Consider the following 25,730-nt stretch of genomic DNA (forward strand, 5'->3'; position numbering starts at 1 on the left):
CCCGCGATGGCCCCAAGGCGAGCGGCGACCGCCCTGGGGGCGGCGCATCGGCGGCGGGATGGAACTGCTGCCATGCCTCCCTTCTCCCCTCGGGGGAGAAGGTGCCCCGTAGGGGCGGATGAGGGAGGCGCGAGCGGCGGCCGTCGGATTGGCATCCCTCGCGGGCCGGGGGATGCGGGGCCGGTCCCCCCCTCATCGGGCCTTCGGCCACCTTCTCCCACGAGGGGTGATGGGAGGCCCGTCCCGGCTCCATCGTGGTTTTCGACGGAGCACCACCAGGGGGGCGAAGGATGGGTATCGTAGCCCGCGTTCGCGCGACCGGACGCCCCGCCCTCCAAGCTCAATCCCCCGCCGGCGGGCCGTCGCGGTCGGCGTCGAGGAGCCAGGCCTGGGCGTCGGCGAAGACCTGGCGGATCTTGGTATGGTAGAGGAGGCGGTTGATCTCCTCGAAGCTCCCCCAGTGGTACCAGTGCCCGTGGGGATCCTCGACGTGCTCCAGCGAGGGCGTCGGCAGGATGGGGGCGCGGACGCACACCAGGTAGTAGACCACCGTCTTGACCACCTTCCGCCCGCGCCGGATGTAGGTGTACGAGAGGGTGCGTTCGAAGCCCTCGCGGAACTCCCACTCCGACAGGCTGGTCTCCTCCTGGAACTCGCGGCCGGCGGCCTGGCGCGTGGACTCGCCGGCCTCGACGCCCCCCTTGGGGAATTCCCACTTCGCGCGGGGGTTCCTCACCGTCGCGGAGTGGAGGACCAGGAAGCTGTAGCTCCCGTCCTCGCCGCGATGATAGGGGATGACGCCCGCGGATCGTTCGTGAAACGTGGTCATGACCGACGGCGACCTGACAAGCTAGCGCCAGCGCGTGACGTCGCCGCGACCGCCGACGCCCCGGTCGTCGCCCGGATCCCGGACGCCTCCGCCCGATCTCACTCGGCCGGCGCGACGTAGCCGAGGATCGCCCCCGGCTTCACGAGGTCGTCTTCCCGGCCGCGGATCTCGACGAGGCGTCCGGTCGCCGGCGCGGGGACGTCGAAGGTCAGGGGGCCGGCCGAAATCTCGACCAGACGCTCCCCCTCCCAAACGAAGCCGCCTCGCCCGACGTACCAGTAGCTGACGACGATCGGCGTTTCGGGTCCCGCCCCAAGCTCCGGAAGGATCACCGCCTCCACGTGCATGACGGGCCCCGTCGCGACGAATTGTGACATCGTCAACCTCGGGTCGCGACGCCCCCCCCTGGCCGGGAGAGGCCTCGCGCCCACTTCACCTCTCAGCTTATCCCCGCGTCGCCCCGAAGGCCAGAGACAACCAACGGTTTTAGAACCGCCCGGCCCCCTCGACCGCGCCGGCGGCCGTCTCCTCCCCATCCCCCCGCCGGGGGACGAAGTCGAACACCCCGTAGGCGTCGCGCAGCCACGACTCCCTCGTCGGCCCCGGATCCACCACGTACTCGCGCGCGTCGAGCAGCTCGTAGTCGCGGCCCATGGCGATCAGCAGCGCCTGCATGTTCGGGTCGTCGGCGGAGAAGTCCCGGTACAGCACCAGCCGCAGCGGACGCCCCTCCGACCAGGAATCGGGCGTCGCCCGGAACGGCTCCCCGGCGCGATGCCTCGGCGAATAAAGCCGCTGGTGGAACAAATAAACCGCCGACATCCCCGCCTTCCACGAGTGCGGGTCGATCTCCACGCCGAGGTCGACCTTCGCGCAGGCGAGGTCGGCGTCGCGGGCCTGCTCGGCCCAGAACTCGCGCGCGAACTCGCGGGCCTTCACGTCCTTGTAGACGCGATAGGGCATCGCCAGGTCCTTGACGATCAGCCCCGCCCCCAGCGCGACCATCGCCCCCAGGAGGAGCCGCGGGACGCGCTCCGCCGCGCCGGGGCGTCGGAGCCTCGCGGCCAGCGCGGCCATCCCGAGCCCGGCCGTCAGGCAGATCGACGGCGCCAGGTACTGGACCACCCGCGCCTCGCCCCCGTAGGGGTATTTCCCCAGGAACGCCGCGACCAGCCCCATCCCGAACGGCGCCAGCAGCACGCCGGCGGTCGCGCGGCGGCCCGACCGCCACAGGGCCAGCACGCCGACGATCGCGCAGATCAGGGTCGCGGCGCTGCCCCCGCGACGCTCCCCCACCGGGTATGCCGCCAGGTTCCCGGCGTGGACGTCCAGCAGCCAGGCGGGGATCCACAGGGGAGCGTCCAGCGGCGGGAACGACTCTCGCCAGTATCCGAAGCGGTAATGGTCCCCCATCGCCTGTTGCTGCGAGGAGGTCGCCGCCAGGTAGATCACCCCGAACGACGCGACCATCGCCAGGCCGTAGGCCACGAACGCCGCGCGGACCCGATTGCTCCCCCGGAGCAGGACCGTCGGCGCGAGCGCCGCGGCCACCCCCCCGGCGACGAACACGGCCGGATACGACAGCCCCAGCAGGACGGGCGTCGTCGCCGCGGCGATCCACCACCACCGCGACCGGTCCGGCCGCCGGAGGTACTCGACGGCGAACGCCAGGAGGACCGTCGCCGCCAGCAGGTCGGTCGCGTAGGGCTTGATCTCGTTGCCGTGGCGGATCGGGTAGAACGCGACGGCCAGCGCGCCCGTCGCCAGCACCAGCCCCCAGCCCCGCAGCATCCGCGAGGCCACGTGCCGAAAGACCACCAGGCTGGCCATGCCACAGAGCGTCGGGAACAGGCGGAGCGTCATCTCGTTGTAGCCGAGTGTCGCCACGAAGAGCCGTTCCACGACCAGGAACATCCAGGGCGCGACCTGGCCGTATTCGAGCGGCCGGGCCAGCTCGGCGGGGCCGCGGTCCCACAGGCTCGCGGCCAGGAACGCCTCGTCGTGCCAGATGGGGTAGTCGACCGCGAACCGGACGAGCCGGACCAGGAGCCCCAGCCCCACGAGCATCCAGCTCGCGCGGACGAACCAGCGGTCGTCCTCGCCCGTCGAAATTCCGGCCTCCAACGGCACCAGAGGCGCGGCGATGTCGGCGGCGCGAGCGTCCGTGCTCATCTGGGATCTCTCCGTGGTTCGTGGGCCCGTCGTGTTCCGGAAACTCGCGGACGAGAAACCTTCGCGGGGGCGGGAGGGTAATCATTGGGCGCGGCGCCTCCGACCGCGCGTGCGCGCGCCGACGCCACGGCGCATCGCGTGTATTATGGGGTATCCCGGTTTCGTACAAGGTCGCTTTCGGCCGCCCGGGGCCGAGGGCTCGTCATCAATCCCATCCGAGGTCACTGAATGCTCCGTTCCGCACGGATACCGACGGCGGCCCTGCTGACGATCGCCGCCGCCCTGGCGATCCCCCGCGCCTGGGCCGATGACGAGGAGACGCCGGCCCTGGACCGCATGGTCGGCGTCCGGGCGGCGGACTTCACGCTGAAGGACGCGACGACCAAGGCCGACGTCCGGCTCTACGGCTTCGGCGGCAAGGCGGGCGCCGTGATCGCCTTCGTCGGGACCGAGTGCCCCGTCGGCGACCTGTACTACCCTCGCCTGGCGGAGCTGCACCGGGAGTTCGCCCCGAAGGGCATCGTCTTCCTGGCGATCGACTCCAACGCCCACGACACCGAGGAGGAGATCGCCGCCAAGGCGGAGGAGTTCGGCATCGAATTCCCCATCCTCAAGGATCCCGACAACCGCGTGGCCGACGCCCTGATGGCCGAGCGCACCCCGGAGGTCGTCCTGCTGGACGGCTCGGCGACCGTCCGCTACCGAGGCTCGGTGGACGACCAGTACGTCATCGGCAAGCGCAAGCCCGATCCGACGCGCCATCATCTCCGCGAGGCGATCGAGTCCGTCCTGGCCCGCCGCCCCGTCGAGGTCGCGGCCACGGAGGTCGCCGGCTGCCTGATCGAGCGGGTCGCGCCGAAGCCCGAGGCCGCGAAGGCCGAAGCCCGGCGCGTCCGCGTCCCCGCCGACGAGATCCGCCACCTACGAGACGCCGAGGGCCCCTCGCCGGAGGATGTCGGCCCGGTGACGTTCGCCTCGTCCGCCGCCGCGATCATCCAGGAGAAGTGCCAGTCCTGCCACCGGCCGGGGCAGGTCGCCCCGTTCCCGCTGACGAGCTACGACGAGATCCGGAAGCACTCGGCCATGATCCGCGAGGTCGTCGACGAGCGCAGGATGCCCCCCTGGCACGCCGACCCCCGCCACGGCGAGTTCGCCAACGACCGCAGCCTCTCCGCCGACCAGCGCGCCCGGCTCCTCGCCTGGATCGACCAGGGCCTGCCGCTGGGCGACCCCCGGGAACTCCCCCCCGCGAAGGACTATCCCGAGGGCTGGTCGATCGGCGAGCCCGACCTGGTCTTCGAGATCCCCGAGGCCCAGTCCATCCCGGCGCAAGGGGTGATGAACTACGTCCACGTCCGCGTCCCGTCGAACTTCAAGGAGGACGTCTGGGTCCGCGCCGCCGAGATCATGCCGAGCGAGAGGTCGGTCGTCCACCACGTCATCGTCTACGTCGACGACCACACCGGGCGGCGTCGGGCGGGCCTGGGGGGCTCCCACCTCTGCGGCTACGCGCCCGGGGACATGCCGACGGATCTCCCCCAGGGGACGGCCAAGAAGATCCCCGCCGGCAGCGACTTCCTGTTCGAGCTGCACTACACCCCGAACGGCAAGGCCCGCCAGGACCGCAGCAAGCTCGGCCTGATCCTCGCCAAGGGCCCCGTGACCCGCGAGGCGTACACGGTGCCGATCGCCCAGCCGCGATTCGTCATCCCCCCCGGCGAGCCCAACGTCCCGGTCACGGCCACGTTCAAGGTGCCGAAGGAGGTCCGGCTGCTGAGCCTGTTCCCCCACATGCACGTCCGGGGCAAGAGCTTCGAGTACGTGGTGACGAGGCCCGGCGAGGAGCCCGCGACCCTGCTGTCGGTCCCGTCGTACGACTTCGGCTGGCAGAGCTACTACACGCTGAAAGAGCCGATGACCCTCCCCGCCGGCACGGTCATCGACTGCACGGCCCACTTCGACAACTCGGCCGACAACCCCAGCAACCCCGACCCGACCAAGACCGTCCGCTGGGGCGAGCAGACCTTCGAGGAGATGATGATCGGCTACATCGACGTCGACCTGCCCGTCGGCGAAGGCCTCACCCGCGCCAACATCATCGAAGGCCTCCGCCCCCCCCGGAGCCCCGCCGTCTCCCTCGTCCAGGGCCTCTTCCGCCGCCCCCCGGCGGCGAACAAGCCGGCCGCGGAGTGACGTACGCCAATCCTGACGCGGCTGGGGTGAATTTCGTCCCCTCTCCCGCCGGGAGAGGGCAGCCGCGCAGCGGCGGGTGAGGGTCGTCGGATCAGTAGAGATAGCTACCGTTCCCGACCCTCGCGCCGCAGCGGCCTCCGACACGTGTGACGTATGCCCCCCTCCGGCCGCGACCATGCCGAACAACCACCATCCCACCGATCCGGAATCGCTCCGCCGGGCTCGTCGGCTCCGCCGCGAGGCGACCCGTCCCGAACAGTTGCTCTGGGCCGCCTTGAGAAACGGGCGGCTGGCCGGTGCCAAGTTCCGCCGGCAGGTCGTGCTCGGCGAATACATCCTCGACTTCTACTCGGCCGAGCACGGACTGGTCGTCGAGATCGACGGCGAGAGCCATGAGGACCGCGGCGCGTATGATTCCCGCAGGGACGAGTGGCTACGTGCCCGCGGATTACGTGTCGTCCGATACACGAACGATGACGTCCTGGCCGAACTGGATGGCGTGCTGGAAGGTATTCGCCGTCTCCTCATCTCCTCTTCCCACCGGGCTGAGTAGCCGAGCAGCGGCGGGTGAGGGCCGCCGGAAGTCCGGAACCGCCGCTATGTCTACAGTCCGGCGACCCTCACCCGGCCCTTCGGGCCACCCTCTCCCGGCGGGAGAGGGGACGTTAACATCGACCTATCTCGACCCTCCCGGAGCCCGACCGCCGATGCGAAACCTCCTGGCCTTCGCCCTGGCCTTCGCCCTGATCGCGGCCCCGGCCCCGGCCGACGACCGGGCGATCCCCGCGCCGTTCGCCCCGCTGGAATACCTGGTGGGGAGCTGGAAGGGGCAGGGGGTGAACCGGGAGGATCCATCCCAGCGCGTGCGGGGGTGGACCGAGACCCACGCCTGGGCCTGGACCTTCGCCGACGGCAAGCCCGTGGGGATGTCGGTCGCGTTGGAGAACTCCAAAACCCTGAAGGCCGGCAAGCTCGCGTACGACCAGGCCCGCGAGGTCTACGTCCTGACGGCCGAGGCCGCCGAGGGGGGCGACGGGGTCGTCTACGAGGGGAAGCTCGACGGCGGCGGCAAGCTGCTGACGCTCGACCGCCAGGGCGTCCCGCCCGGCAAGCCCGCCGAGCGGATCACCATCCGGCCGAACGCCAACTACGTCCGCTACACCCTCTCCGCCGAGCGCCGGGCGTCGCGCGCGGGGGCGTTCCGCAAGGTGCTGGAGACCGGGCTCACCAAGGAAGGCGAGACCTTCGCCGCCGGGTCGAGCCGGGCCGACCGGCCCGAATGCGTCGTCACCGGCGGCGCGGCGGCGATGTCGCTGACCTACCAGGGCAAGTCGTACCCCATCTGCTGCTCCGGCTGCCGCGACGAGTTCCTGGAGTCCCCCGAGAAGTACCTCAAGAAGCTCGCCGACGCCCCCAAGGCCGCCAGGAAGCCCGCCGCGCCCCAGCGCCCGCGCGGGGGCGACGACTTCTGATTCTGAGGATGTCGTCGGCTTACCAGAAGCCGCCGAAGCCCCCGACGCCGAAGCCGGCGCCCCAGTAGGGGCGGGCGTAGCTGTCGATGTGGCGCTGGATGGCGTTGTAGCGCTGGGTGCCGGCGTTGTAGGCGGCGAGCTGCTCGGCGCGGTCGGGCGCGCCGTTGGATCGGGCGAAGCTCGCGACCTGGGTGGGATCCTTGCCCTGGGTCGCGGTGTCCTGGGGCGTATAGAACTCGGCGTAACGGCCCCGGCCCTCGGGGTTGCGGAAGCCCGCGTCGGGGTCGCCGTGGTAGTAGCCGGGATACGGGTACGCGTAGTGATGCACCACGCTCCGCCGCTGCTGCGGGTGATGCGCCTGCGGCCGGACGTGGTCCGGGTACGGCATGCCCGAATCGGTCGTGGCCCGCGCCAGGTCGAGCAGGCCGGCCCCGTCCTGCGAGGCCGCCGGGGGCGAGAGGGCCGCGATCGCGACGAAGGCCGCGGCGGAGGCGAACAGCGCCGCGGCGCGGGAACGAGTGACAATCATCGGCGTCGGACCCCCGCGGATTCGCGGCCCGGACGGGGCGAAAGTCGCCCCCTGATCCGGGCACGCACGATCCATTGTAGTTCATCCGCCGGGGTTGGGGCAGGGGGCGGGCCTCACGTCGGGTCGTAGGAGAGGTTCGACGCCAGCCAGCGCTCGACCTCGGCCAGCGGCATGCCCTTGCGCGCGGCGTACTCCTCCACCTGGTCGCGCTGGAGGAAGTCGACGGCGAAGTAGCGGGCCTTCGGGTGGGAGAAGTAGAGCCCGCTGACCGACGCCCCGGGGTACATGGCGAACGTCTCGGTGATCTCGATCCCCGAGCTCTTCGGGTCGATCAGCTTCCAGAGCGTGGACTTCTCGGTGTGGTCGGGGCATGCGGGGTAGCCGGCGGCGGGGCGGATGCCGCGGTACTTCTCCTCGATCAGCTCCTCGCGCGACAGCCCCTCGTCGGCGCCGAAGCCCCAGTCGCGGCGGGCCTGGGCGTGGAGCGCCTCGGCGAACGCCTCGGCCAGCCGGTCGGCCAGGGCCTCGACCATGATCGCGTTGTAGTCGTCCAGGTCGCGCTTGAACTCCATGATGAGGTCGTGCGCGCCCAGCCCCGCCGTGACGGCGAACGCCCCCAGGTAGTCGGCCAGCCCGGACTCCCTCGGCGCGACGAAGTCGGCCAGGCAGCGGAACTCGTTCTGGCCGTCGCGCTGCCACTGCTGGCGGAGGAAGTGGAACCGCGTCAGCTCCTCCGTCCGGGACTCGTCGGTGTACAGCACCACGTCGTCGCCGACCGAGTTGGCCGGGAAGAAGCCGTAGACGCCGTTCGCCGTCAGCGAGCCGTCGTTGATGATCCGCTCCAGCAGGGCGCTCCCCTTCTCGAACAGATCGCGGGCCTCCTTGCCGTAGGTCGGGTCGTCCAGGATCTTGGGGTACTTCCCCTTCATCTCCCACGCCGAGAAGAACGGCGACCAGTCGATGAACGTGGCCAGCCTGTCCAGCGGGTACTTGTCCAGCCTGCGGACCCCCGTGAACGACGGCTTCGCCGGCGGCTGGTCCCACTCCACCTGGGCGCGGCGGGCGCGGGCCTCCTCCAGCGACACCAGATTCCGCGCGCGACGGCCGGCGAACGCCTTGCGCTCGCGTTCCTGCATCTCGCGGTTCTCGCGGTTGAGCGCCTCCAGCGCCTCGGGCCGCGTCAGCCGGTCGACCACGCCGACGCTCCGAGACGCGTCCTTGACGTGGATGACCGGCCCCTCGTACCGCGGCGCGATCTTCACGGCGGTGTGCTTCTGGCTGGTCGTCGCCCCGCCGATCAGCAGTGGGATCGCGAAGCCCTCGCGCTGCATCTCGCTGGCGACGTGGACCATCTCGTCCAGCGACGGCGTGATGAGCCCGGAGAGGCCGATCGCGTCGGCGTCGTGCTCCCTCGCCGTCTTCAGGATCTTCTCGCAGGGGATCATGACGCCGAGGTCGATCACCTCGTAGTCGTTGCAAGCCAGGACGACTCCCACGATGTTCTTGCCGATGTCGTGGACGTCCCCCTTCACCGTCGCCATCACGATCCGGCCCCGGGCCTTGCGGTCGCTCGCGGCCTCGCCGGCCGCCAGGGCGCGGGCCTTCTCCGCCTCCATCAGCGGGGTGAGCTGGGCGACCGCCTTCTTCATCACGCGGGCGCTCTTCACCACCTGCGGCAGGAACATCTTGCCGGCGCCGAACAGGTCGCCGACGACGTTCATGCCGTCCATCAGCGGGCCCTCGATGATCGAGAGCGGCTTGGGGTACTCCTTCAGCGCGTCGTCCACGTCCTGCTCGACGAAGTCGGTGGTCCCCGTCACCAGGGCGTGCTTGAGCCGCTCGGCGACCGGGGCGTCGCGCCAGGCGAGGTCCTTCCCCTTGTCCTTCTTGCCCTCGGACTTGATGGTCTCGGCGAACTCGGTGAGGCGGTCGGCCGCGTCGGGGCGGCGGTTGAGGAGCACGTCCTCCACCTTCTCCAGCAGGTCCTTGGGGATCTCCTCGTACACCTCCAGCTGGCCGGCGTTGACGATCCCCATGTCCAGCCCCGCCCGGATGGCGTGGTAGAGGAACGCCGCGTTCATCGCCTCGCGCACCACGTCGTTGCCGCGGTACGAGAACGAGACGTTGCTCACGCCGCCGGACGTCTTGCACTTCGGCAGGACCCGCTTCAGCTCGCGGACGGCCTCGATGAACTCCACCGCGTAGTTGTTGTGCTCCTCGATCCCGGTGCCGACGGTCAGGATGTTGACGTCGAAGATGATGTCCTCGGGCGCGAAGCCGGCCTTCTCGACCAGGAGGTCGTGGGCCCGCTTGCAGATCCGCACCTTGTCGTCCTTCGCGGTCGCCTGGCCGGTCTCGTCGAACGCCATCACGACCACCGCCGCGCCGTAGCGCCTCACCAGCCTGGCCTGCTCGAGGAACTTCTCCTCGCCCTCCTTCAGGCTGATCGAGTTGACGACGGACTTGCCCTGCACGCACTTCAGCCCCGCCTCGATCACCTCCCACTTGGAGGAGTCGATCATGATGGGGACCTTGGCGATGGCCGGGTCGGCGGAGATCAGGTTGAGGAACCGCGTCATCGCGGCGACGCCGTCGATGAGCCCCTCGTCCATGTTCACGTCGATGATGTTCGCGCCGGCCTCCACCTGGTCGCGAGCCACGGCGAGCGCCGCCTCGTAGTCGCCCGACTTGATGAGCCGGGCGAACTTCTTGGAGCCGGTGATGTTCGTCCGCTCGCCGACCATGACGAAGTTCGTCTCGGGGCGCACCACCAGCGGCTCCATGCCGCTGTAGGTGGCGTACCCCGGCAGGTCCGGGACCTTGCGCGGGGGGACGCCGTCGACGGCCTTCGCGATGGCGGCGATCCACTCGGGCGTCGTGCCGCAGCAGCCGCCGACCAGGTTCAGCCAGCCGTTGCGGGCGAACTCGCCCAGCGCCTTGGCGGTGTGGTCGCGGTCCCCCTGGAACCCGCCGAAGCCGTCGGGCATCCCGGCGTTGGGGTAGCAGCTCACGCCGGTCTCGCAGATCGCCGAGAGCGCCTCGATCGACCCGCGCATCTGGTCGACCCCCACCGCGCAGTTCAGGCCGACGCTGACCGCCGGGTAGTGCGACACCGAGTAGTAGAACGCCTCGACCGGCTGGGCGGAGAGGGTGCGGTTGTTGTCGAAGATGGTGCCGGAGATCATCACCGGCAGCCGCCGCCCGGTCTCCTCGAAATACTGGTCGATCGCGAACAGGCACGCCTTCATCACCAGCGTGTCGAACGAGGTCTCCGGCAGCAGCAGGTCGACCCCGGACTCCACCAGCGCGGCGATCTGCACCTTGTAGTTGGCGACCATCTCGTCGAACGTCACGTCGCGACGGCCCGGATCCTCGACGTGGATCCCCATCGAGAGCTGCTTCTTCGTCGGCCCGATGCTCCCCGCCACGAACCGCGGCCTGGCGGGATTCCGCCGGGTGTAGTCGTCGGCCGCCCGCCGGGCGATCTCCACGGCGCGGACGTTCAACTCGCGGACGTGCTCCTCGAGGCCGAATTCTTCCAGGGAGAGGGGGTTGTTGTTGAAGGTGTCGGTCTCGATAATATCTGCGCCGGCCTCCAAATAGGCGCGGTGGATGTCCTCGATCATCTTCGGTTGCGAGAGGACCAGGACCTCGGTGCAATTCTTGAGCTGGATCGGATGGTTCGCGAACCGGGCCCCGCGGTAATCTTCCTCGGTGGGCTCGTACGAATAGATGACCGAGCCCATTGCCCCGTCGAGGACGAGGATCCGCTCGGCCAGGGCTTCTTCGAGGCGCGACGACGCGGCGGGGATGACCTTGCTCACGATGCTTGGGATCCGATCGGAAGTGGGCCGCCATGGGAGACGTCGCGCATCGCGGCAGGATCCCGGAGAAGGCGCGCCCTGGGAAGGGGGACGATCTGACTCCGTTGAAGACTAGGGATTATCGAGATCCGTTCGGGAGGGTGTCAAGGAGACTTGGGGAGGGGGGCATGATGACCACGTTCGATCCCGACCTCGACACGACGAGGCATTCGATCATCATCGACCACGCGGCGTTGGTCGAGCAGCAACGGCTGGTCGCCAACCCGCTGCTGGCCGCCGTCGCGCTCCTGGGGGTCTGGGCGCTCTTCCGCTACTCGTTGGAGGTCCGGAACCTCTACCTGTTCCTCTCCACCCTCTTCGCCGCCTGCGTCGCCTCCTCGCTGGTCCAGTACCATTGCCTGGATTGCGGCGGCACCGACCTCGCCCTGCGCGCCCGCCACCACGCCTGCTCCGGGGTCGTCGGCCGCGTCCGCGCCCGCGCCCATCCCCCTCTCTGGCCCCCGGCGCTCCGCGCTCAGGTCAAGTCGTGGCTCCTGGTCGCGGCCTTCGGCCTGGTCCTCTTCGCCATCTTCCACCACGTCGGCTGACGCCCCGAACGCCTTGGTGGTTTTTTCCCATCCTTCGTCGATATTCCTGAAATCCTCCCGACGCACGGCGGATCATGACCGTGGGAAGGCGACTTCCCCGGTTCTTTGACAACCCGGCATCAGGATTGGAAGCCGACGGAAGCCGCGTCTTGCCTGGCGCGCCCAGGCCCGCGGCCTCGCCGACGACTCCCGAGCGGCCATCCCAACGCCCTTCCCCCCCGGTGGGGGAACGTGGCCCGAAGGGCCGGATGAGGGGGGGCGAGTAGGATGGCCGTCGCGGATTGCCGGGGCTTTCCCACGGCCGTCGGCCTGGGCCGAGGTTCCGAACTCCGAAGCTCGGCGGGCGGGCTCCCCCTCCTTTGACTCCTTCGGAGTCTGTCTTCCCCCACCAGGGGGGAAGACCGTCGCCGTCTCGGGACGCCAGGATCGCGACGCCTGCTCAACGGGCTCGCTCCCCGAAAAGGTATCAGGGTCTCAACCCCTGGGAGACGGCACGCGCGTTTCACGCTCGGACGAGCCCGACGCGAGGCGAAAAACCACTTCGAACACGACGAACGAAGCCAACGCGAAACGATCGTTAAGTCGTTGTGATGATGGATATTGCGTGAAACTTCGACGCGTCGCGGCGCGACGAACGAAGCCAGAACGGAGCCATCCCTTCACTCGGCCGGCGCGGGCGTCCGGTCGCGGCCTTTCCAGGTGCTGGGACGGCCCAGCAGGTCGCGGGCGAGGGCGTTCCACTGGAGCAGGACCAGCAGCGCCACGCCGATCGGGTGTAGCGCCGCGCCGAACCACGACTGCCGGTACCGCGCCGCCGCGACCAGCCGGGGGAGCCAGGCGGCGAGGAGGGCGGCGGCCGCCAGGGCGACTTCGATCGTCGTCCAGGGGCGGGGGAGGCCGAGGGCCGCGGCGACCGCCAGGACGAACGGCGCGACCTGGCCGCCCAGGAGGATGACCGACATCGGCCCGATCAACCTGGGCGCGGCGAGCCCCTCGCCGGCGTTCTTGGACAGGCCCCGCCAGACCTCGCCGGCCGAGCGGTACATCCGGCAGGAGGCCGCGTCGGTCGCGTCGAACAGGTCGACCCTCAGCCCGGCCGCGCGGAACGCCCGGGGGAGCTTGATCCCGTCGTGCCGCGACGCCCGGATCGCCTCGTGCCCCCCAGCGTCGAAGTAGCCGTCGCGACGCGCCACGAACAACTGCCCGCATCCCGCCGAGAGCGACGGGATCCGCGTCCGCCGCATGCTCGAGATCGGCATGAACCCCAGCATCACGAAATGGATCAGCGGGATGATCAGCCTCTCCATCGGGCTCGCCGTCACCTGGCGCGGGATGCCGCTCGCCAGGTCGGCGCCCGAATCCGCAATGAACCGGGCGACGCGGGGCAGGGCGTCGGGGGCGAGGCGGACGTCGGCGTCCAGGAAGACGAACAGGTCGTGGCGGGCCTCGTGGGCCAGCCGCCAGCAGGCGTGCTGCTTGCCGTTCCAGCCCGGCGGCGGCCCCTCGCCGGAGACCAGCCGGACCCGGTCGTCCCTCGCGGCGATCGAGCGGACGACCTCGGCGGTCCCGTCCTCCGAGTCGTCGTCCAGGACCACCACCTCCAGCGGGGAGGGGCTGGCGAGGATGGAGGCGAGCGCCTCGCCGATCCCCGCCTCCTCGTCGCGGGCCGGGATCAGGACCGAGATCGGCGGGATCGGGCCGTCCCCCGCCGGGGGGAGCGGCCGGTAGGCCCGGAGGTTCGCGGCGAACACCGCCGCCGGGACGAGGGCCAGGGCCAGGCAGACGATCAGTAGCGCCGTCATCGATGGATCCGATGCTCTTTCGAGAACGCCTCGCCGCGGAGGGCCGACCGCAGCCGACGCCCCAGGTCGTACACCCCGCCGACCCCGGCCGACCCGGCGATCAACGCCTCGAAGCGCGAGGCGTCCCGCGAACAACTCGACGCGGCCAGGGCGTCCTGGGCCTCCTCGAGCGCGGATTCGACCAGGCGGGTCCAGTCCTCGGCGGGCCGGGCACCCCCGTCGCCCACGGCGATCGTCCCGCCGAAGCGGACGAGCAGCTCGGGGCGACGGTCGTTCCAGAAAGGATACTCGATGGCGAGCGGGATGACGGAAACCTCGGCCGTCCGATGCAGAAGTCGGCCCAACCCCTCGCGGAACCGCGTCGGCCGCTCGCGGGCGTCCGCGAACCGTCCCTGCGGCGTGATCCAGAGGACCGATTCCGGCCGGCCCAGGATGGCCGTCGCCTTCCGCAGGAACGCGATCCCCCCCCGGGCCGACTCCAGCTCGACGCCGAAGATCCCCAGCCGTTCCAGGACGCGGTATTGGTCCAGGCCCTGCTGGTCCATCGGCGCGTAGTGGGCCCGGCCGGCGCCCAGCAGCTCGCTGAGGACGACGGCCGTCATCGGATCCCACCAGGAGGCGTGGTTCATGGCGACGACCAGCGGCCCCGTCGGGTCGACGGGGGCCGGGCCGTCGCGGTCGACCCGCAGGGCGTGGAAGTGGCGGGCGATGTACCGTCGGGCGTATTTCCGGAAGCCGCGGAAGAACCACTCCGAGCGCCTGGGGAGGCTCATCCCGCCGCGCCCGCCGGCGTCCGGTCGCGGACGCGCTCGACGATGCCGTCGGAGTCCAGGGCGTCGGCCGCGATCCAGCCCGACATCATCACCATCGGCATCCCCGGCCCCGGGTGCGCCGCGCCCCCGGTCAGGTAGAGCCCCGGCACGTCCGGGCTCCGGTTCGCGGGCTTGAACGCCCCGTTCAGCCGCCCGTGGCTCGCCAGCCCGTAGATGGCGCCGTCCAGGACGCGGTAACGGTCGTGGATGTCCTGGGGGGTCAGCCACCGCTCGACCTTGATGTGGCTTTCCAGGTCGGTCAGGCCCGCCGTCCTCGCGAGCTTGTCGAGGATCACCTTCCGGTAGGCCGGATACATGGCCTTCCAGTCGTGATGGGGGCGGAGGTAGGGCGCGTGGACCAGGATGTACAGCGCCTCGCCCCCCGGCGGCGCGGTCTCGGGCTCGGTGGCCGCGGTGGCGCAGAGGTAGCAGGTGGGGTCGGGGGCGGGCTCCCCGATGTTGTAGATGTAGTCGAACTCCTCGTGCGGGTCGCGCGAGAAGACGAAGTCGTGGTGCCGGAGCTGTTCTTGGCGGCGGTCGAGCCCCAGGTACATGACCACGCCGGAGCAGGCCGCCTCGTACTTGCGACGGCCCTCGAAGGCCCTCGCGGCCGGGCGGCCGGCGAGCAGCTCGCGATGGGTGCGGACGGCGTCGGAGTTCGAGACCACCGCGGCGAGCGGGAACTCGCGGCCGTCGGCCAGCGTCACGCCCGAGGCCGCGCCGGCGGCGTCGGTCCGGATCGAGGTCACGTCGGCGTCGGGCACCAGCTCGACGCCCAGATCGGCGGCGAGCCTGGCCAGGGCCTCGGCCACGGCGCGGGTGCCGCCGCGGGGATACCAGACCCCCTCGCCGGTCTGCATGTGGGCGATGCCGCAGAGGATGGCCGGCGACAGGTCGGGCGACGAGCCGACGTACTGCGTGAAGTGGTCGAGCATCTGCGCCACGCGGGCGTCCTTCACGAACGACCGCACGGTCTTGCCCACCGTGCTCCACGGCCGCATCTTCACGAGGTCGCCCAGGGTCGAGACGTTGAACGACGCGCCGGGGTCGAACATGTCCCGGACCGAGCCGATCGACTTCCAGAAGTAGAACCGCCGCGAGATGTCGTCCAGCCGCTCGGAATAGTCGAGGAACCGCCCGTACTGCCCCCCCGCCCCCGATCCCGGCGCGAAGGCGTCGAGCGCCTCGGCCATCCTGGCGCGGTCGGCGTGGAGGTCCAGCACCGTGCCGTCGTCGAAGAACGACCGCCACTGGGGGTCGAGCGGTACGAGGTCCAGCTCGTCCTTCAGGTCGCGGCCCGCCTCGGCGAAGATCCGGGCCAGGACCGAGGGCATCAGCAGGATGGTCGGCCCCATGTCGAACCGCCACCCCCCCTCCGACAGCACGGCCGCCTTCCCCCCCAGCCAGGGGTTCTTGTCGAACAGGACGACGTCGTACCCCCGCGCCCCGAGGACGCAGGCCGAGGCCAGCCCCGCCAGCCCGCCGCCGACCACCCCCACGCGCCCCGTCTTCTTCATAGGTCCACTCCCCCCGGGACGCCCGGGGCCACGGCCTCGACGCCCGTCGGCGTCATCGGCATCTCGTCGCGACCGACCGGGACCGGCAGCCCCAGGTCGGATCCCACCAGCTCGGACGTGATCCGGGCCGATTCGTAGATCACCGGCAGCCCGCTCCCAGGGTGCGTCCCCCCACCGACGAGGTAGACCGAGTCCAGCCCCTCGAAGCGGTTCCGCGGCCGGAGGTAGAGCATCTGCGACAGGTTGTGCGCCAGGTTGAACGTCGCCCCGAGGTGGATCTCGTAGTCGACGTCCCAGTCCGCCGGCGTGACCTGCCGCTCGTAGACGATTCGCGACCGGATGTCCGAGAGCCCCACCTTCGCGAGCTGGTCGAGCGCCAGCTCCCGGAAGGCCGGGGCCTCGCGAGGCCAGTCGACGTTCCCGTGCTGGTGCGTCACCGGCACCAGGACGTAGAGCGTGCTCATCCCCGGCGGGGCGAGCGACGGGTCGGTGACGCAGGCGTTCTGGACGTAGAACGACGGGTCGCGCGAGAGGACGTGCCGGCTCTCGATGTCCGCCAGGTTCCCGACGTAGTCGCGCGACAGGTAGATGGTGTGGTGCGCCAGGTCGTCGCGCCGCCCCTCGATCCCCAGGTACAGCATGTACGTCGAGCAGGAGAACCGCTTGCGAGCGATCTTGCGGTCGGACCACCTGGGCCGCAAGCGGTCCGGGACCAGGCGGGTCATGGCGCGGGCGAAGTCGGCGTTGATGACCAGGGCGTCGCACTCGTGGACCCCGGACCGCGACCGGACGCCCACCGCCTTCCGGCCCCGGAACAGGATCTCCTCGACCGGGTCGTCCAGGGAGATCGTCGCCCCCATCTCCTCGGCGGCCCTGGCCATCGCCTCGGACACCGCGCCGCAGCCGCCGATGGGGTGGAAGACGCCGTGCTCGTACTCCAGGAACGAGAGGATGGAGAACAGGCTCGGGCAGTTGAACGGCGACATCCCCAGGTACTTCGACTGGAACGTCATCGCCAGCCGGACGCGAGGGTCGCGGAAGTAGCGCTTCAACTCCCCGTCCAGCGAGAGCCAGGGGCGGAGCAGGGGGAGCATCTTCGTCAGCCGGGGGGAGGCCATGTCGCGGAGGCGGCAGAAGGGGGACTCCAGCACCGCCCGGAACTGGTCCATCTTGCGGCGGTTGTCGTCCAGGAACCGTCGCAGCCGGCCGGCGTCCTCGGGCGAGAACGCGGCGATCTCCCGCTCCATCCGGGGGATGTCCGGCGTCGCGCGGATCTCCCCGCCGCCGCCGAACACCAGGTGATATTGCGGGTCCAGCCGGACCATCGGCATCTCGGCGTGGAGGTCGCGGCCGACGGCCCGGAAGATCGACTCCAGCACGCGGGGATAGAGGAAGAAGGTCGGCCCCAGGTCGAACCGGAAGCCGTCGGCCTCGAAGCTCGACGTCCTCCCCCCGACTCGCGGCTGGCGTTCCAGGACCGTGACCCGATAACCGGCCGACGCCAGGAGCATGGCCGAGGCCAGCCCTCCCGGTCCCGCCCCGACGATCACCACGCGCTTCGGTTGCGGCATTCGCGTCTCGTCCCCTTGCGCCCCTCGTTTCGCCCGGCGTGAATTGTACGGGCCGTCCGGGATCGACGGAAATTACAGCGAATCCTGTTCCGAAATCAGGCGGGCGATCGGGCGGGTGGCCGGCGTGTGCTCCAGGACGATCTTGAAGATGACCGTCAGCGGCACCGCCAGGACCATCCCGACGAACCCCCAGAGCAGGCTCCAGAACGCCAGGCCGACCAGGACCACCAGCGGGTTGAGCCCCAATGCCTTGCCCGTCATGGCCGGCTCGATCAGGTTCGAGGTCACCCCGTGGATCGCCAGCAGGACCGCGCCGAAGGCCAGCGGGGGCCAGATGATGGGGAACTCCACGAGCGCGATCGCCAGGGGGGGGATGATCGCGATCAGGGGCCCGATGTACGGGAGGAAGTTGCCGAAGAAGGTGAGCACGCCCCAGGTCGCCCCCCCCGTGACGCCGAAGGCCTCGCACAGGCCCCAGACCGGCAGGGCGACCATCAGGCTCGCCTGGACCTTCACCCGGAGGTAGTCGGAGATCGCCCGGTTGATCGTCTCGACGATCTCCATGATCCGCCCGGCGCGATCCGACGAGAAGCTCGCCCGGATCCGCCCCGGCAGGCCGGCCGCCGACTGGAGGAGGAAGATCATGTAGAAGGCGATCACGATCGACTCCAGGCCGATCGAGACGAAGGCCGACGCCGCCCCCCGGACCAGCCGTTGCGACAGCTCGGCGGTCAGGGAGACTTCGGGCTCGACCTCGGCCCCCTCGGCGGGCCTGGGGTCGGCGCCGGGGATCAGCCGGGCGGCCGTCGCGCGGGCGAGGCGCTCCAGCTCGGCCTCGCGCTCCTGGTATCGCGGCCGGTTCTGGTCGAGGGTGGCGACGTCGTGGTAGATCATCCGGCCGATCCCCAGCGCGCCGACGGTGAAGCCGACGCTGATCAGCAGGAACGCGACCATCGCCGAGGTCCGGCGGCGGAGCCGATGGTAGAGCGGCAGGAAGAGGTAGCAGAGCAGGACCGCGATGAGCAGCGGCCGGAGGACCGGCTCCAGGCGCTCCAGCAGGTAGAGGCTGGTCGCGACCACGACCAGGACGAGAGCCAGGGTGTTCAGGCCCCCCATGTCGGCGGCCCGTTCCAGCAGGTCGGCGGCCGAGGGCGCGGCGGGGGGCGCGCCCGGCGGCGGTCCTGGGGCGGCGTCGACGCTCGTGGTCGACTCGGCGGGGGGCTCGGGGGTCGCATCCACGGCGGGGTCGCTCCTCGTCGCCTCGATCTCGGGCGGGCGCGACTCCAATCTCCCGCCGCGGGGCCCCGACTTCAAGGGGCGAGGCACGATTCGAGGGGCCCCGGCCGGGGCTTCGCCGGCCGGGGCCGCGCCGGGGTCAGGTGTTGCGGGTGCCGAAGTAGCGGGCCCCGCCGGGGCCGAACGCGGCGATGTAGGAGGGGAGCACGCCCATCTCGGGGCCGTGCCAGGCCAGGACCTGCGTCCGGACCGTGTTGATGTTCTGCGCCAGCTCCTGGCGCGTCGACGAGACGGCGACGGCCGTCTCCAGCAGCTCGGCCACCGACATGTTGCCGACCGAGCCCCCCAGCCCCGGGTTCAGGCTGGTCAGCGCGGTGAGGTTGGACAGCCCCGAGCCGCCGGTCGGGTTGTTCGCGCCCCGCCCGCCGCCGAACGGCAGCCGGGACTCCAGCGACGTCATGCGGGCGTCGACGTTCGCCAGGGCCGTGCCGCGGGCGTAGAGGTACGGCCGGGCCCCGTCGCCGTACGTCCCCACGCCCAGCCTGGAGTAGAACGCGTGGCTGAACCCGCCCTGGCGGTCGTATAGCGTCAACGCCGTGCGGTTGAAGTTCTGGATGGCCGAGTCCACGCCGGCCTGGATCTGCTGGTAGGTCCGGCTCGTGAGGACGAACGCCCCCCTGTAGCCCAGCGTGTGGGCCCCCCCGGCGATCGCGGGGAACCGGAGCCCACCGCTGAGCAGGGCCCGCTCCTCCATCGCGACGACGCCGTCGGGCGTGAACTGGTGCTTCCTCATCGATGTCGCTCCCTTGGTGTCCGTGACACGGTCGACGGCCTCGGGGCGGGGTCCCGCCGGGCCGCATCCCCCACGCGGGGTCGAGACCCCCGGGCGTGATCGCCCCTCCGTCGCTCTTATCTACGTTCGGATCGAACGGATCTTAAGCGCGAAAAAAATTTCTTCAGGTTTGCATCGATCGAATGCACATTGTTTAGATTGCCAGGATAGCCCAATTTGTTGCGAAGGCCCAGGGCGTCGCCGGCCCCGACCCTCGACCGCGGCTTCAAGGGGTTGCGCCCAGGGCCTCGCGGAGGAGTTGCTCCTCCGCCAGCCGCATGTTCGGCTCGCGGAGCGCGTCGCCGGCGGCCCCGGTGGGGCTCCCCTGCGACTTCCAGATCTCGAAGGCGCGGCCCTTCACGGCCTCGCGGACCTGGTTCTCGGCCTCCACCCAGTTGGAGAAGCTCACGGCCTCGCCGGCCTCCCCCTCGGGGGAGCCCTGCGAGAGCCAGATCTCATGGGCGCGCATCTCGGTGAGCCGGCGGAACGCCTCGGAGGGCTCGGCCGGGGGGAGGGGCTCGTCCGCCGTCGGGGGGGCGGGGGCGGGGGGTGGGACCGGCGGGGGCTCGGGGACGGGACGGAGGACGAGCCCGGTCAGGACCGCGGCGACGGCCGCCATCAGGCCGACGCCGATCAGCGCCGTCCCCAGTCGCGCGGAGGTCGGCGGGGCCAGCGCGCGGTCGAGATCCTCCAGGAACGCCCCCAGCGTGGCGTAGCGGTCGGCGGGGGAGGGGGAGAGGGCCTTCATCACGACGGCGTCGACGCGGCGGTCGAGCGTCGGGTCGACCTCCGACGGCCGCCGGAACGACCCGACGGGCCGCTTGCCCGTCAGCAGCTCGTAGGCGATCGCCGCGAGCGAGTACTGGTCCGAGCGCGCGTCGACCGCGCCGCCCCCCTGCTGCTCCGGCGAGGCGTAGACCAGCGTGCCGATCCCCTGGCTGGTGCGCGTCAGCCGGCCGCGGTCGTCCTCCAGGACCGCCAGGCCGAAGTCGGCGACCTTCACCAGCGAATCGGTGGGCGCGAGGATGTTCTCCGGCTTGAGGTCGCGGTGGAGGATCCCCTTGGCGTGGATGTGCGCCAGCGCCGCGCCGATCTGCCCCAGGATCGACCGCCGCCGCGCCGGCGGGATGCGGCCGGCGGCCATGAGCTTGCGGAGGTCGCCGTGCTCGACGTACTCGGTGACGAGGTAGGGGGAGCCGTCGTCGAGGACACCGAAGTCGATCACGGTCAGGACGTGGGGGTGCGAGGCCGCGGCCAGCAGCCTGGCCTCTCGCTCGAAGCGCTCGCGGGCGACGGACGGGTCGGGGCCGGCGCCGGCGGCCAGCAGCTTAATGCAGACCATGTGCCCCAGACGTCCATGGCGGGCGAGGTAGACGCGACCCATCCCCCCCTGGCCGATCAGGCGGACCACCTCATAGCCTGGGACGACCGGGAGCGCCACGGATTTCGACTCCATCGGTGACATGGCGCCCCCCCGCCTCGAAGGCCCGGCCCGGGGCGGAGGCGAGGCCGGAGGCTTCATTGGGAGGGATTCGGCGACGCATTGCAAGCCCCGCCGAGAAAACCCGCGACCCTCCTCGCAAGGTCGCAATCCGCCCCCAATGCGAGCCTCGCGCCGAACCTCCGGGGGGTCGGCGACGTCCTAACCCCGGGCCGACGGCCGGGAGAGCGCCGAGGACGCGGCGCCGGGCGCGCGGCCCGGCGGGATGTCGACGGGGGGCGACGGGCGTGGCGGGGGGCCGCCGCCTCGCTTGACAGATCCGAGACGACGGGGTTGTAATGACGATCGTCGGCCCGCCCTCGGGGCGCGGCCGGCATGCGGCCCGCGGATTCCCTCGGGAGGCCCGTCCGTCTCATCCATCCCGGTCTCGATCCCCTTTCGCCCGCCGGTCGCCATCTGCTCGGGACATCCGACCGGTCGAGCCCTCCCCGTCGCCTCGGTCACGTTGGCAATGCGGTCGCGCCTCGGAGCCGGTGCGGGGCGGCGCGCCCCGACCCGCCTCCACGGCCTCGATCGGCCCTCTCGGTCGTCTACGCCCTCATCGATCGACTTTCAGGAGGAGCCCAGACATGTCCGCAGGATCGGATCTGATCGCCCTCGTCGCCCGCCGCCAGGATCCCGACGAATACCGGCAGAAGCACTGGACCGGCACGTTCGCCGAGTACCTCGAGGTCGTCCGCGACGACCCCGGGGTGGTCCGCACGGCGTACCAGCGCCTCTACGACATGATCATCAGCAAGGGGACCGAGGAAGTCGTCGTCGACAAGGAGAAGCTGGTCCGCTACAAGTTCTTCGACGACCCCGACGACGGAGGCCAGGACGCCATCTTCGGCCTGGAACGGACGATGATCAGCCTGGTCAACGTCCTGAAGAGCGCCGCGCATCGCTACGGCACCGAGCGCCGCGTGCTCCTGCTGCACGGGCCGGTGGGCAGCTCCAAGAGCACGCTCGCCCGGCTGCTGAAGAAGGGGCTGGAGCGATACTCCCGCTCCGAGGAGGGCCGGCTCTTCAGCTTCGGCTGGGAGGACGTCGGCCACGAGGGAGAGACGGTCTACCACGAGTGCCCCATGCACGAGGAGCCGCTCCACCTGATCCCCCGCGACGTCCGCGGCGAGGTCCTGGCGAGGCTGGCCGAGGGCGGGGGGCACCACTACGAGCTGGACGTCACGGGCGACCTCTGCCCGTTCTGCCGCCAGATGTTCAACGATCGGATGGAGCGGTACGACGGCGACTGGTCGCGCGTCGCGGCCGACGTCCGGGTCCGTCGCGTGATCCTCTCGGAGCAGGACCGCGTCGGCATCGGCACGTTCCAGCCCAAGGACGAGAAGAACCAGGACGCCACCGAGCTGACCGGCGACATCAACTATCGCAAGATCGCCGAGTACGGCACCGAGAGCGACCCCCGGGCGTTCAACTTCGACGGCGAGTTCAACATCGCCAACCGGGGCATCATCGAGTTCATCGAGGTCCTCAAGCTCGACGTCGCGTTCCTCTACGACCTCCTGGGCGCCAGCCAGGAGCACAAGATCAAGCCCAAGAAGTTCGCCCAGACCGACATCGACGAGGTGATCATCGGGCACACCAACGAGCCCGAGTACAAGAAGCTCCAGTCCAACGAGTTCATGGAGGCGCTCCGCGACCGGACGGTCAAGATCGACGTCCCCTACGTCACCCGCCTGGCCGACGAGATCCAGATCTACGAGAAGGACTACAACGATCGCAAGGTCCGCGGCAAGCGGCTGGCCCCCCACACGCTGGAGGTCGCCGCCATGTGGGCCGTCCTCACCCGGCTGGAGGAGCCGAAGAACGCCGGGCTGACGCTCATGCAGAAGCTCAAGCTGTACAACGGCAAGACCCTCCCCGGCTTCACCGAGGACAACATCAAGGAGCTGCGCGAGGAGGCCGAGCGCGAGGGGATGCAGGGGATCAGCCCCCGCTACGTCCAGGACAAGATCTCCAACGCCCTGGTCGCCCACCCCAACGAGCGGTCCATCAACCCGTTCATGGTCCTCAACGAGCTGGAGTCCGGCCTCAAGCACCACTCGCTCATCAACAGCGACGAGACCCGCAAGCACTACCGCCACCTGCTGTCGCTGGTGAAGGAGGAGTACGAGGACATCGTCAAGAACGAGGTCCAGCGGGCCATCGCCGCCGACGAGGACGCCCTGACCCGCCTCTGCGGCAACTACATCGACAACGTCAAGGCGTACACCCAGCGCGAGCGGGTCAAGAACAAGTACACCGGCCAGACCGAGGAGCCGGACGAGCGGCTGATGCGGTCGATCGAGGAGAAGATCGACATCCCGGAGAGCCGCAAGGACGATTTCCGGCGCGAGATCATGAACTACATCGGCGCCCTGGCGCTCGACGGCCGGAAGTTCGACTACCGGACCAACGAGCGGCTCCAGAAGGCCCTGGAACTCAAGCTGTTCCAGGACCAGAAGGACACGATCAAGCTCACCAGCCTGGTCTCCAGCGTGGTCGACAAGGACACCCAGGAGAAGATCGACATCGTCAAGTCCCGCCTGATCCGCACCTACGGATACGACGAGGACTCGGCGACCGACGTGCTCAACTACGTCGCCAGCATCTTCGCCCGCGGCGACGTCAAGCGCGGCGGCCACTGATCGGGCCGCGGCCCCGCCCGTCGGCAGGGGGCCGTCGCGAACCGGCGCGGGCTCGCGTCTCCCCGTTCTCCCCTCGCGGGGGGGGGGAGACGCGCCCGAGACGGACCGCGGGCCGACGATCCTCCCGAAGCCGCGACGACCTGGCGCCCGCGCGACGCCTTGAACGAACCCGGCGAAGCCCTACAATTCGCCAGCGAGGGGCCCGGCGCGGCGGCTCGCCCGGCCTCCGACCGCGAGCCTCGTCCCAGACCCTCCCCCGGCGTCGCCGCCCGGGACGTCCAGACCGCTCTTTGCCAAACCGGGATCCGGCGGGATGAAGCCCGCCGGAGCGTCCAACGTCCCGCACGCGCCGGAGGCGCGGGGGAAGGGAACCGTCAACCACAAGCGAGCGGCGGGGGCCAATCAGCCGTGGTGCGAAAAATCGATCGCGACGCCAATCGTTTCAAGCAGATCGTCCGGGGCAAGATCAAGTCCGACCTGCGCAAGTACATCACGCATGGCGAGCTGATCGGCAAGACGGGCGGGGAGTTCGTGTCGATCCCGCTCCCCCAGATCGAGATCCCGGAGTTCCGCTACGGGGACAAGAATCGCGGCGGCGTGGGGCAGGGGCCCGGCGACGTCGGCGACCCCATCGGCCGCTCCGGCGACGGCGAGTCCGGCCCCGGCGCCGGCGACGCCCCCGGGCGGCACATCCTGGAGGTCGAGATGACCCTCGACGACCTCGCCGAGATCCTCGGCGAGGAGCTGGCCCTCCCCCGGATCGAGCCGAAGGGGAAGGCCAACATCGTCGAGGAGAAGGACAAGTACACCGGGATCCGCCAGACCGGCCCGGAGAGCCTCCGCCACTTCAAGCGGACCTACAAGAAGGCGCTGCGGCGGCAGATCGCCTCCAGCCAGTACGACCCGCGCGACCCGCTGGTGATCCCGATCCGCGAGGACAAGCTCTACCGCTCGTGGAACCCGATCACCGCGCCGCGGTTCAACGCCGTCGTCCTCTACCTGATGGACGTCTCCGGCTCCATGACCGACGACCAGAAGGAGATCGTCCGCACCGAGGCGTTCTGGATCGACGCCTGGCTCAAGAGCCAGTACGACGGCGTGACGACCCGCTACATCATCCACGACGCCCTCGCCCGCGAGGTCGACGAGCACACCTTCTACCACACCCGCGAGAGCGGCGGGACGCGGATCAGCTCGGCCTACACCCTCGCCGACAAGATCATCGAGGAGGACCACCCGTCGATCGACTGGAACGTCTACGTCCTGCACTTCTCCGACGGCGACAACTGGGGCGAGGACAACCGCAACTGCATCTCGCTCCTGCGCGACCGCCTTCTCCCCAGGTGCAACCTCTTCGGCTACGGCCAGGTCGAGAGCCCCTACGGCTCGGGCGAGTTCTACCGCGAGCTGGAGGACGCCTTCGAGAACGTCCCCAACCTCGCCCTGTCCGAGATCCGAAACAAGGAAGGCATCTACGAGTCCATCAAGGAATTCCTCGGCCGGGGGCGATGAGATGGCGACCGCCGCGACGACCGGTTCCACGCGCGAGGCCGACGGCGACCAGCTCGTCGCCCTGGAGGGGGTCGACTGGGCCGGCTACGTGGCGATGCTCCGCCTGCGCGGCCCGCGCGGCCTCCCCCGGATCACCTATCTCGACGGGAGGTTGTCGCTGGTGTCGCCCTCCTATCGCCACGAGAACCTGAAGAAGCTCGTCGACTACTTCATCGCGTCGACCCTGGCCGGGCTCGGCCTGGCGTTCATCCCGGCGGGCTCGACGACCTTCCGCCGCCGTGGGAAGAGGGGGGGCGTCGAGGGGGACGAGACCTACTACATCGCCAACCACGCCCGGATCCAGGGGAAGGCGACCATCGACCCGAGGCGCGACCCGCCCCCCGACCTGGCGGTCGAGGTGGTGGTCGCCCACGACGCCGACGACTCGATCGAGGTCTATCGGCGGCTAGGCGTGCCGGAGGTCTGGATTTGCACGCCCGAGGAGGTGCTCATGCTCGTCCTCGGGGACGACGGCCGATACGCCGGGGCCGAGGCGAGCGTGGCGATCCCCGGCGTCAAGCCCGCCGAGGTCCGAGACTGGGTCGCGCGGGCGAACGCCGCCGGCGTGACCGCCTGGATGGACGAGGTCCGGCGCTGGGCCGCCGAGGTCGTCGCCCCTCGCCGTCGCGGGGGGAGGCCATGAGCCGACGAGATTCGCCCGCGGGCCTGTGATTC

The 25,730-nt window shown here is 70.4% G+C and carries 19 protein-coding genes; 7 read left to right on the top strand and 12 right to left on the bottom strand.

What is annotated here, in order from left to right; translation table 11 throughout:
• Positions 1 to 340: 340 nt before the first annotated feature.
• From WG209_RS03975 to WG209_RS03985, 3 genes are all read right to left on the bottom strand, one after another.
• Positions 341 to 829, bottom strand: a complete 489-nt coding sequence (locus WG209_RS03975) for an NUDIX domain-containing protein (protein ID WP_337173710.1) — start codon at positions 827 to 829, stop codon at positions 341 to 343.
• A 98-nt stretch (positions 830 to 927) separates the two neighbouring features.
• Complete coding sequence (locus WG209_RS03980; RefSeq protein ID WP_337173711.1) at positions 928 to 1,206, bottom strand: biotin/lipoyl-containing protein; 279 nt, start codon at positions 1,204 to 1,206, stop codon at positions 928 to 930.
• Positions 1,207 to 1,315: 109 nt separating this feature from the next.
• Positions 1,316 to 3,001 carry a hypothetical protein gene (locus tag WG209_RS03985; RefSeq protein ID WP_337173712.1) on the bottom strand — a complete coding sequence of 562 codons (1,686 nt, stop codon included), beginning with the start codon at positions 2,999 to 3,001 and terminating at the stop codon, positions 1,316 to 1,318.
• 228 nt (positions 3,002 to 3,229) lie between these two features.
• On the opposite strand from WG209_RS03985, the gene WG209_RS03990 reads away from it, so the two are divergent.
• The 3 genes from WG209_RS03990 to WG209_RS04000 all read left to right on the top strand — a co-directional run bounded on the left by WG209_RS03990 (position 3,230) and on the right by WG209_RS04000 (position 6,666).
• Positions 3,230 to 5,194 carry a redoxin domain-containing protein gene (locus WG209_RS03990; protein WP_337173713.1) on the top strand — a complete coding sequence of 655 codons (1,965 nt, stop codon included), beginning with the start codon at positions 3,230 to 3,232 and terminating at the stop codon, positions 5,192 to 5,194.
• A gap of 175 nt (positions 5,195 to 5,369) precedes the next feature.
• Positions 5,370 to 5,747 (top strand): endonuclease domain-containing protein, encoded by a 378-nt coding sequence (locus WG209_RS03995; RefSeq protein WP_337173714.1) that lies wholly within the window; start codon positions 5,370 to 5,372, stop codon positions 5,745 to 5,747.
• Positions 5,748 to 5,901: 154 nt separating this feature from the next.
• Positions 5,902 to 6,666 carry a hypothetical protein gene (locus WG209_RS04000; RefSeq protein ID WP_337173715.1) on the top strand — a complete coding sequence of 255 codons (765 nt, stop codon included), beginning with the start codon at positions 5,902 to 5,904 and terminating at the stop codon, positions 6,664 to 6,666.
• Positions 6,667 to 6,685: 19 nt separating this feature from the next.
• On the opposite strand, the gene WG209_RS04005 is transcribed toward WG209_RS04000, so the two are convergent.
• Both WG209_RS04005 and metH read right to left on the bottom strand, forming a co-directional pair.
• The gene (locus tag WG209_RS04005; protein ID WP_337173716.1) at positions 6,686 to 7,195 is read right to left on the bottom strand and encodes a hypothetical protein; all 510 of its coding nucleotides are present in this window, start codon (positions 7,193 to 7,195) and stop codon (positions 6,686 to 6,688) included.
• Between the two features lie 113 nt (positions 7,196 to 7,308).
• On the bottom strand, positions 7,309 to 11,019 hold the full coding sequence (metH, locus tag WG209_RS04010) for a methionine synthase (RefSeq protein WP_337173717.1): 3,711 nt from the start codon (positions 11,017 to 11,019) through the stop codon (positions 7,309 to 7,311).
• Between the two features lie 167 nt (positions 11,020 to 11,186).
• Here metH and WG209_RS04015 point away from each other — a divergent pair, with 167 nt between their 5' ends.
• Positions 11,187 to 11,606: a hypothetical protein gene (locus tag WG209_RS04015; protein ID WP_337173718.1), complete on the top strand. Its 420-nt coding sequence runs from the start codon at positions 11,187 to 11,189 to the stop codon at positions 11,604 to 11,606.
• Between the two features lie 659 nt (positions 11,607 to 12,265).
• On the opposite strand, the gene WG209_RS04020 is transcribed toward WG209_RS04015, so the two are convergent.
• From WG209_RS04020 to WG209_RS04050, 7 genes are all read right to left on the bottom strand, one after another.
• On the bottom strand, positions 12,266 to 13,408 hold the full coding sequence (locus tag WG209_RS04020) for a glycosyltransferase family A protein (RefSeq protein ID WP_337173719.1): 1,143 nt from the start codon (positions 13,406 to 13,408) through the stop codon (positions 12,266 to 12,268).
• Positions 13,405 to 14,181, bottom strand: a complete 777-nt coding sequence (locus WG209_RS04025) for a lysophospholipid acyltransferase family protein (protein ID WP_337173720.1) — start codon at positions 14,179 to 14,181, stop codon at positions 13,405 to 13,407. Before WG209_RS04025 ends, WG209_RS04020 begins: the two co-directional genes overlap by 4 nt.
• Complete coding sequence (gene crtI, locus WG209_RS04030) at positions 14,178 to 15,737, bottom strand: phytoene desaturase family protein (protein WP_337173721.1); 1,560 nt, start codon at positions 15,735 to 15,737, stop codon at positions 14,178 to 14,180. Before crtI (WG209_RS04030) ends, WG209_RS04025 begins: the two co-directional genes overlap by 4 nt.
• Positions 15,734 to 17,308 carry a phytoene desaturase family protein gene (gene crtI, locus WG209_RS04035; protein WP_337173722.1) on the bottom strand — a complete coding sequence of 525 codons (1,575 nt, stop codon included), beginning with the start codon at positions 17,306 to 17,308 and terminating at the stop codon, positions 15,734 to 15,736. The genes crtI (WG209_RS04030) and crtI (WG209_RS04035) overlap by 4 nt, the downstream gene beginning before the upstream one ends.
• Before the next feature lie 72 nt (positions 17,309 to 17,380).
• Positions 17,381 to 18,547, bottom strand: coding sequence for an AI-2E family transporter (locus WG209_RS04040; RefSeq protein ID WP_337173723.1), 1,167 nt, complete (start codon positions 18,545 to 18,547; stop codon positions 17,381 to 17,383).
• Between the two features lie 136 nt (positions 18,548 to 18,683).
• Positions 18,684 to 19,337 (bottom strand): hypothetical protein, encoded by a 654-nt coding sequence (locus WG209_RS04045; RefSeq protein WP_337173724.1) that lies wholly within the window; start codon positions 19,335 to 19,337, stop codon positions 18,684 to 18,686.
• 265 nt (positions 19,338 to 19,602) lie between these two features.
• A complete protein-coding gene (locus WG209_RS04050) occupies positions 19,603 to 20,817 on the bottom strand; it encodes a serine/threonine-protein kinase (RefSeq protein WP_337173725.1) in 1,215 nt (404 codons plus the stop codon).
• 629 nt (positions 20,818 to 21,446) lie between these two features.
• On the opposite strand from WG209_RS04050, the gene WG209_RS04055 reads away from it, so the two are divergent.
• The 3 genes from WG209_RS04055 (at position 21,447) to WG209_RS04065 (ending at position 25,698) form a co-directional block, all read left to right on the top strand.
• On the top strand, positions 21,447 to 23,504 hold the full coding sequence (locus tag WG209_RS04055; protein ID WP_337173726.1) for a serine protein kinase: 2,058 nt from the start codon (positions 21,447 to 21,449) through the stop codon (positions 23,502 to 23,504).
• Positions 23,505 to 23,912: 408 nt separating this feature from the next.
• Complete coding sequence (locus WG209_RS04060) at positions 23,913 to 25,016, top strand: DUF444 family protein (protein WP_337173727.1); 1,104 nt, start codon at positions 23,913 to 23,915, stop codon at positions 25,014 to 25,016.
• A 1-nt stretch (position 25,017) separates the two neighbouring features.
• Positions 25,018 to 25,698, top strand: a complete 681-nt coding sequence (locus WG209_RS04065; RefSeq protein WP_337173728.1) for a Uma2 family endonuclease — start codon at positions 25,018 to 25,020, stop codon at positions 25,696 to 25,698.
• The last annotated feature ends 32 nt before the right edge of the window (positions 25,699 to 25,730 follow it).

The sequence above is a fragment of the Paludisphaera sp. genome (assembly GCF_037189885.1).
Taxonomy (GTDB): Bacteria; Planctomycetota; Planctomycetia; order Isosphaerales; family Isosphaeraceae; genus Paludisphaera.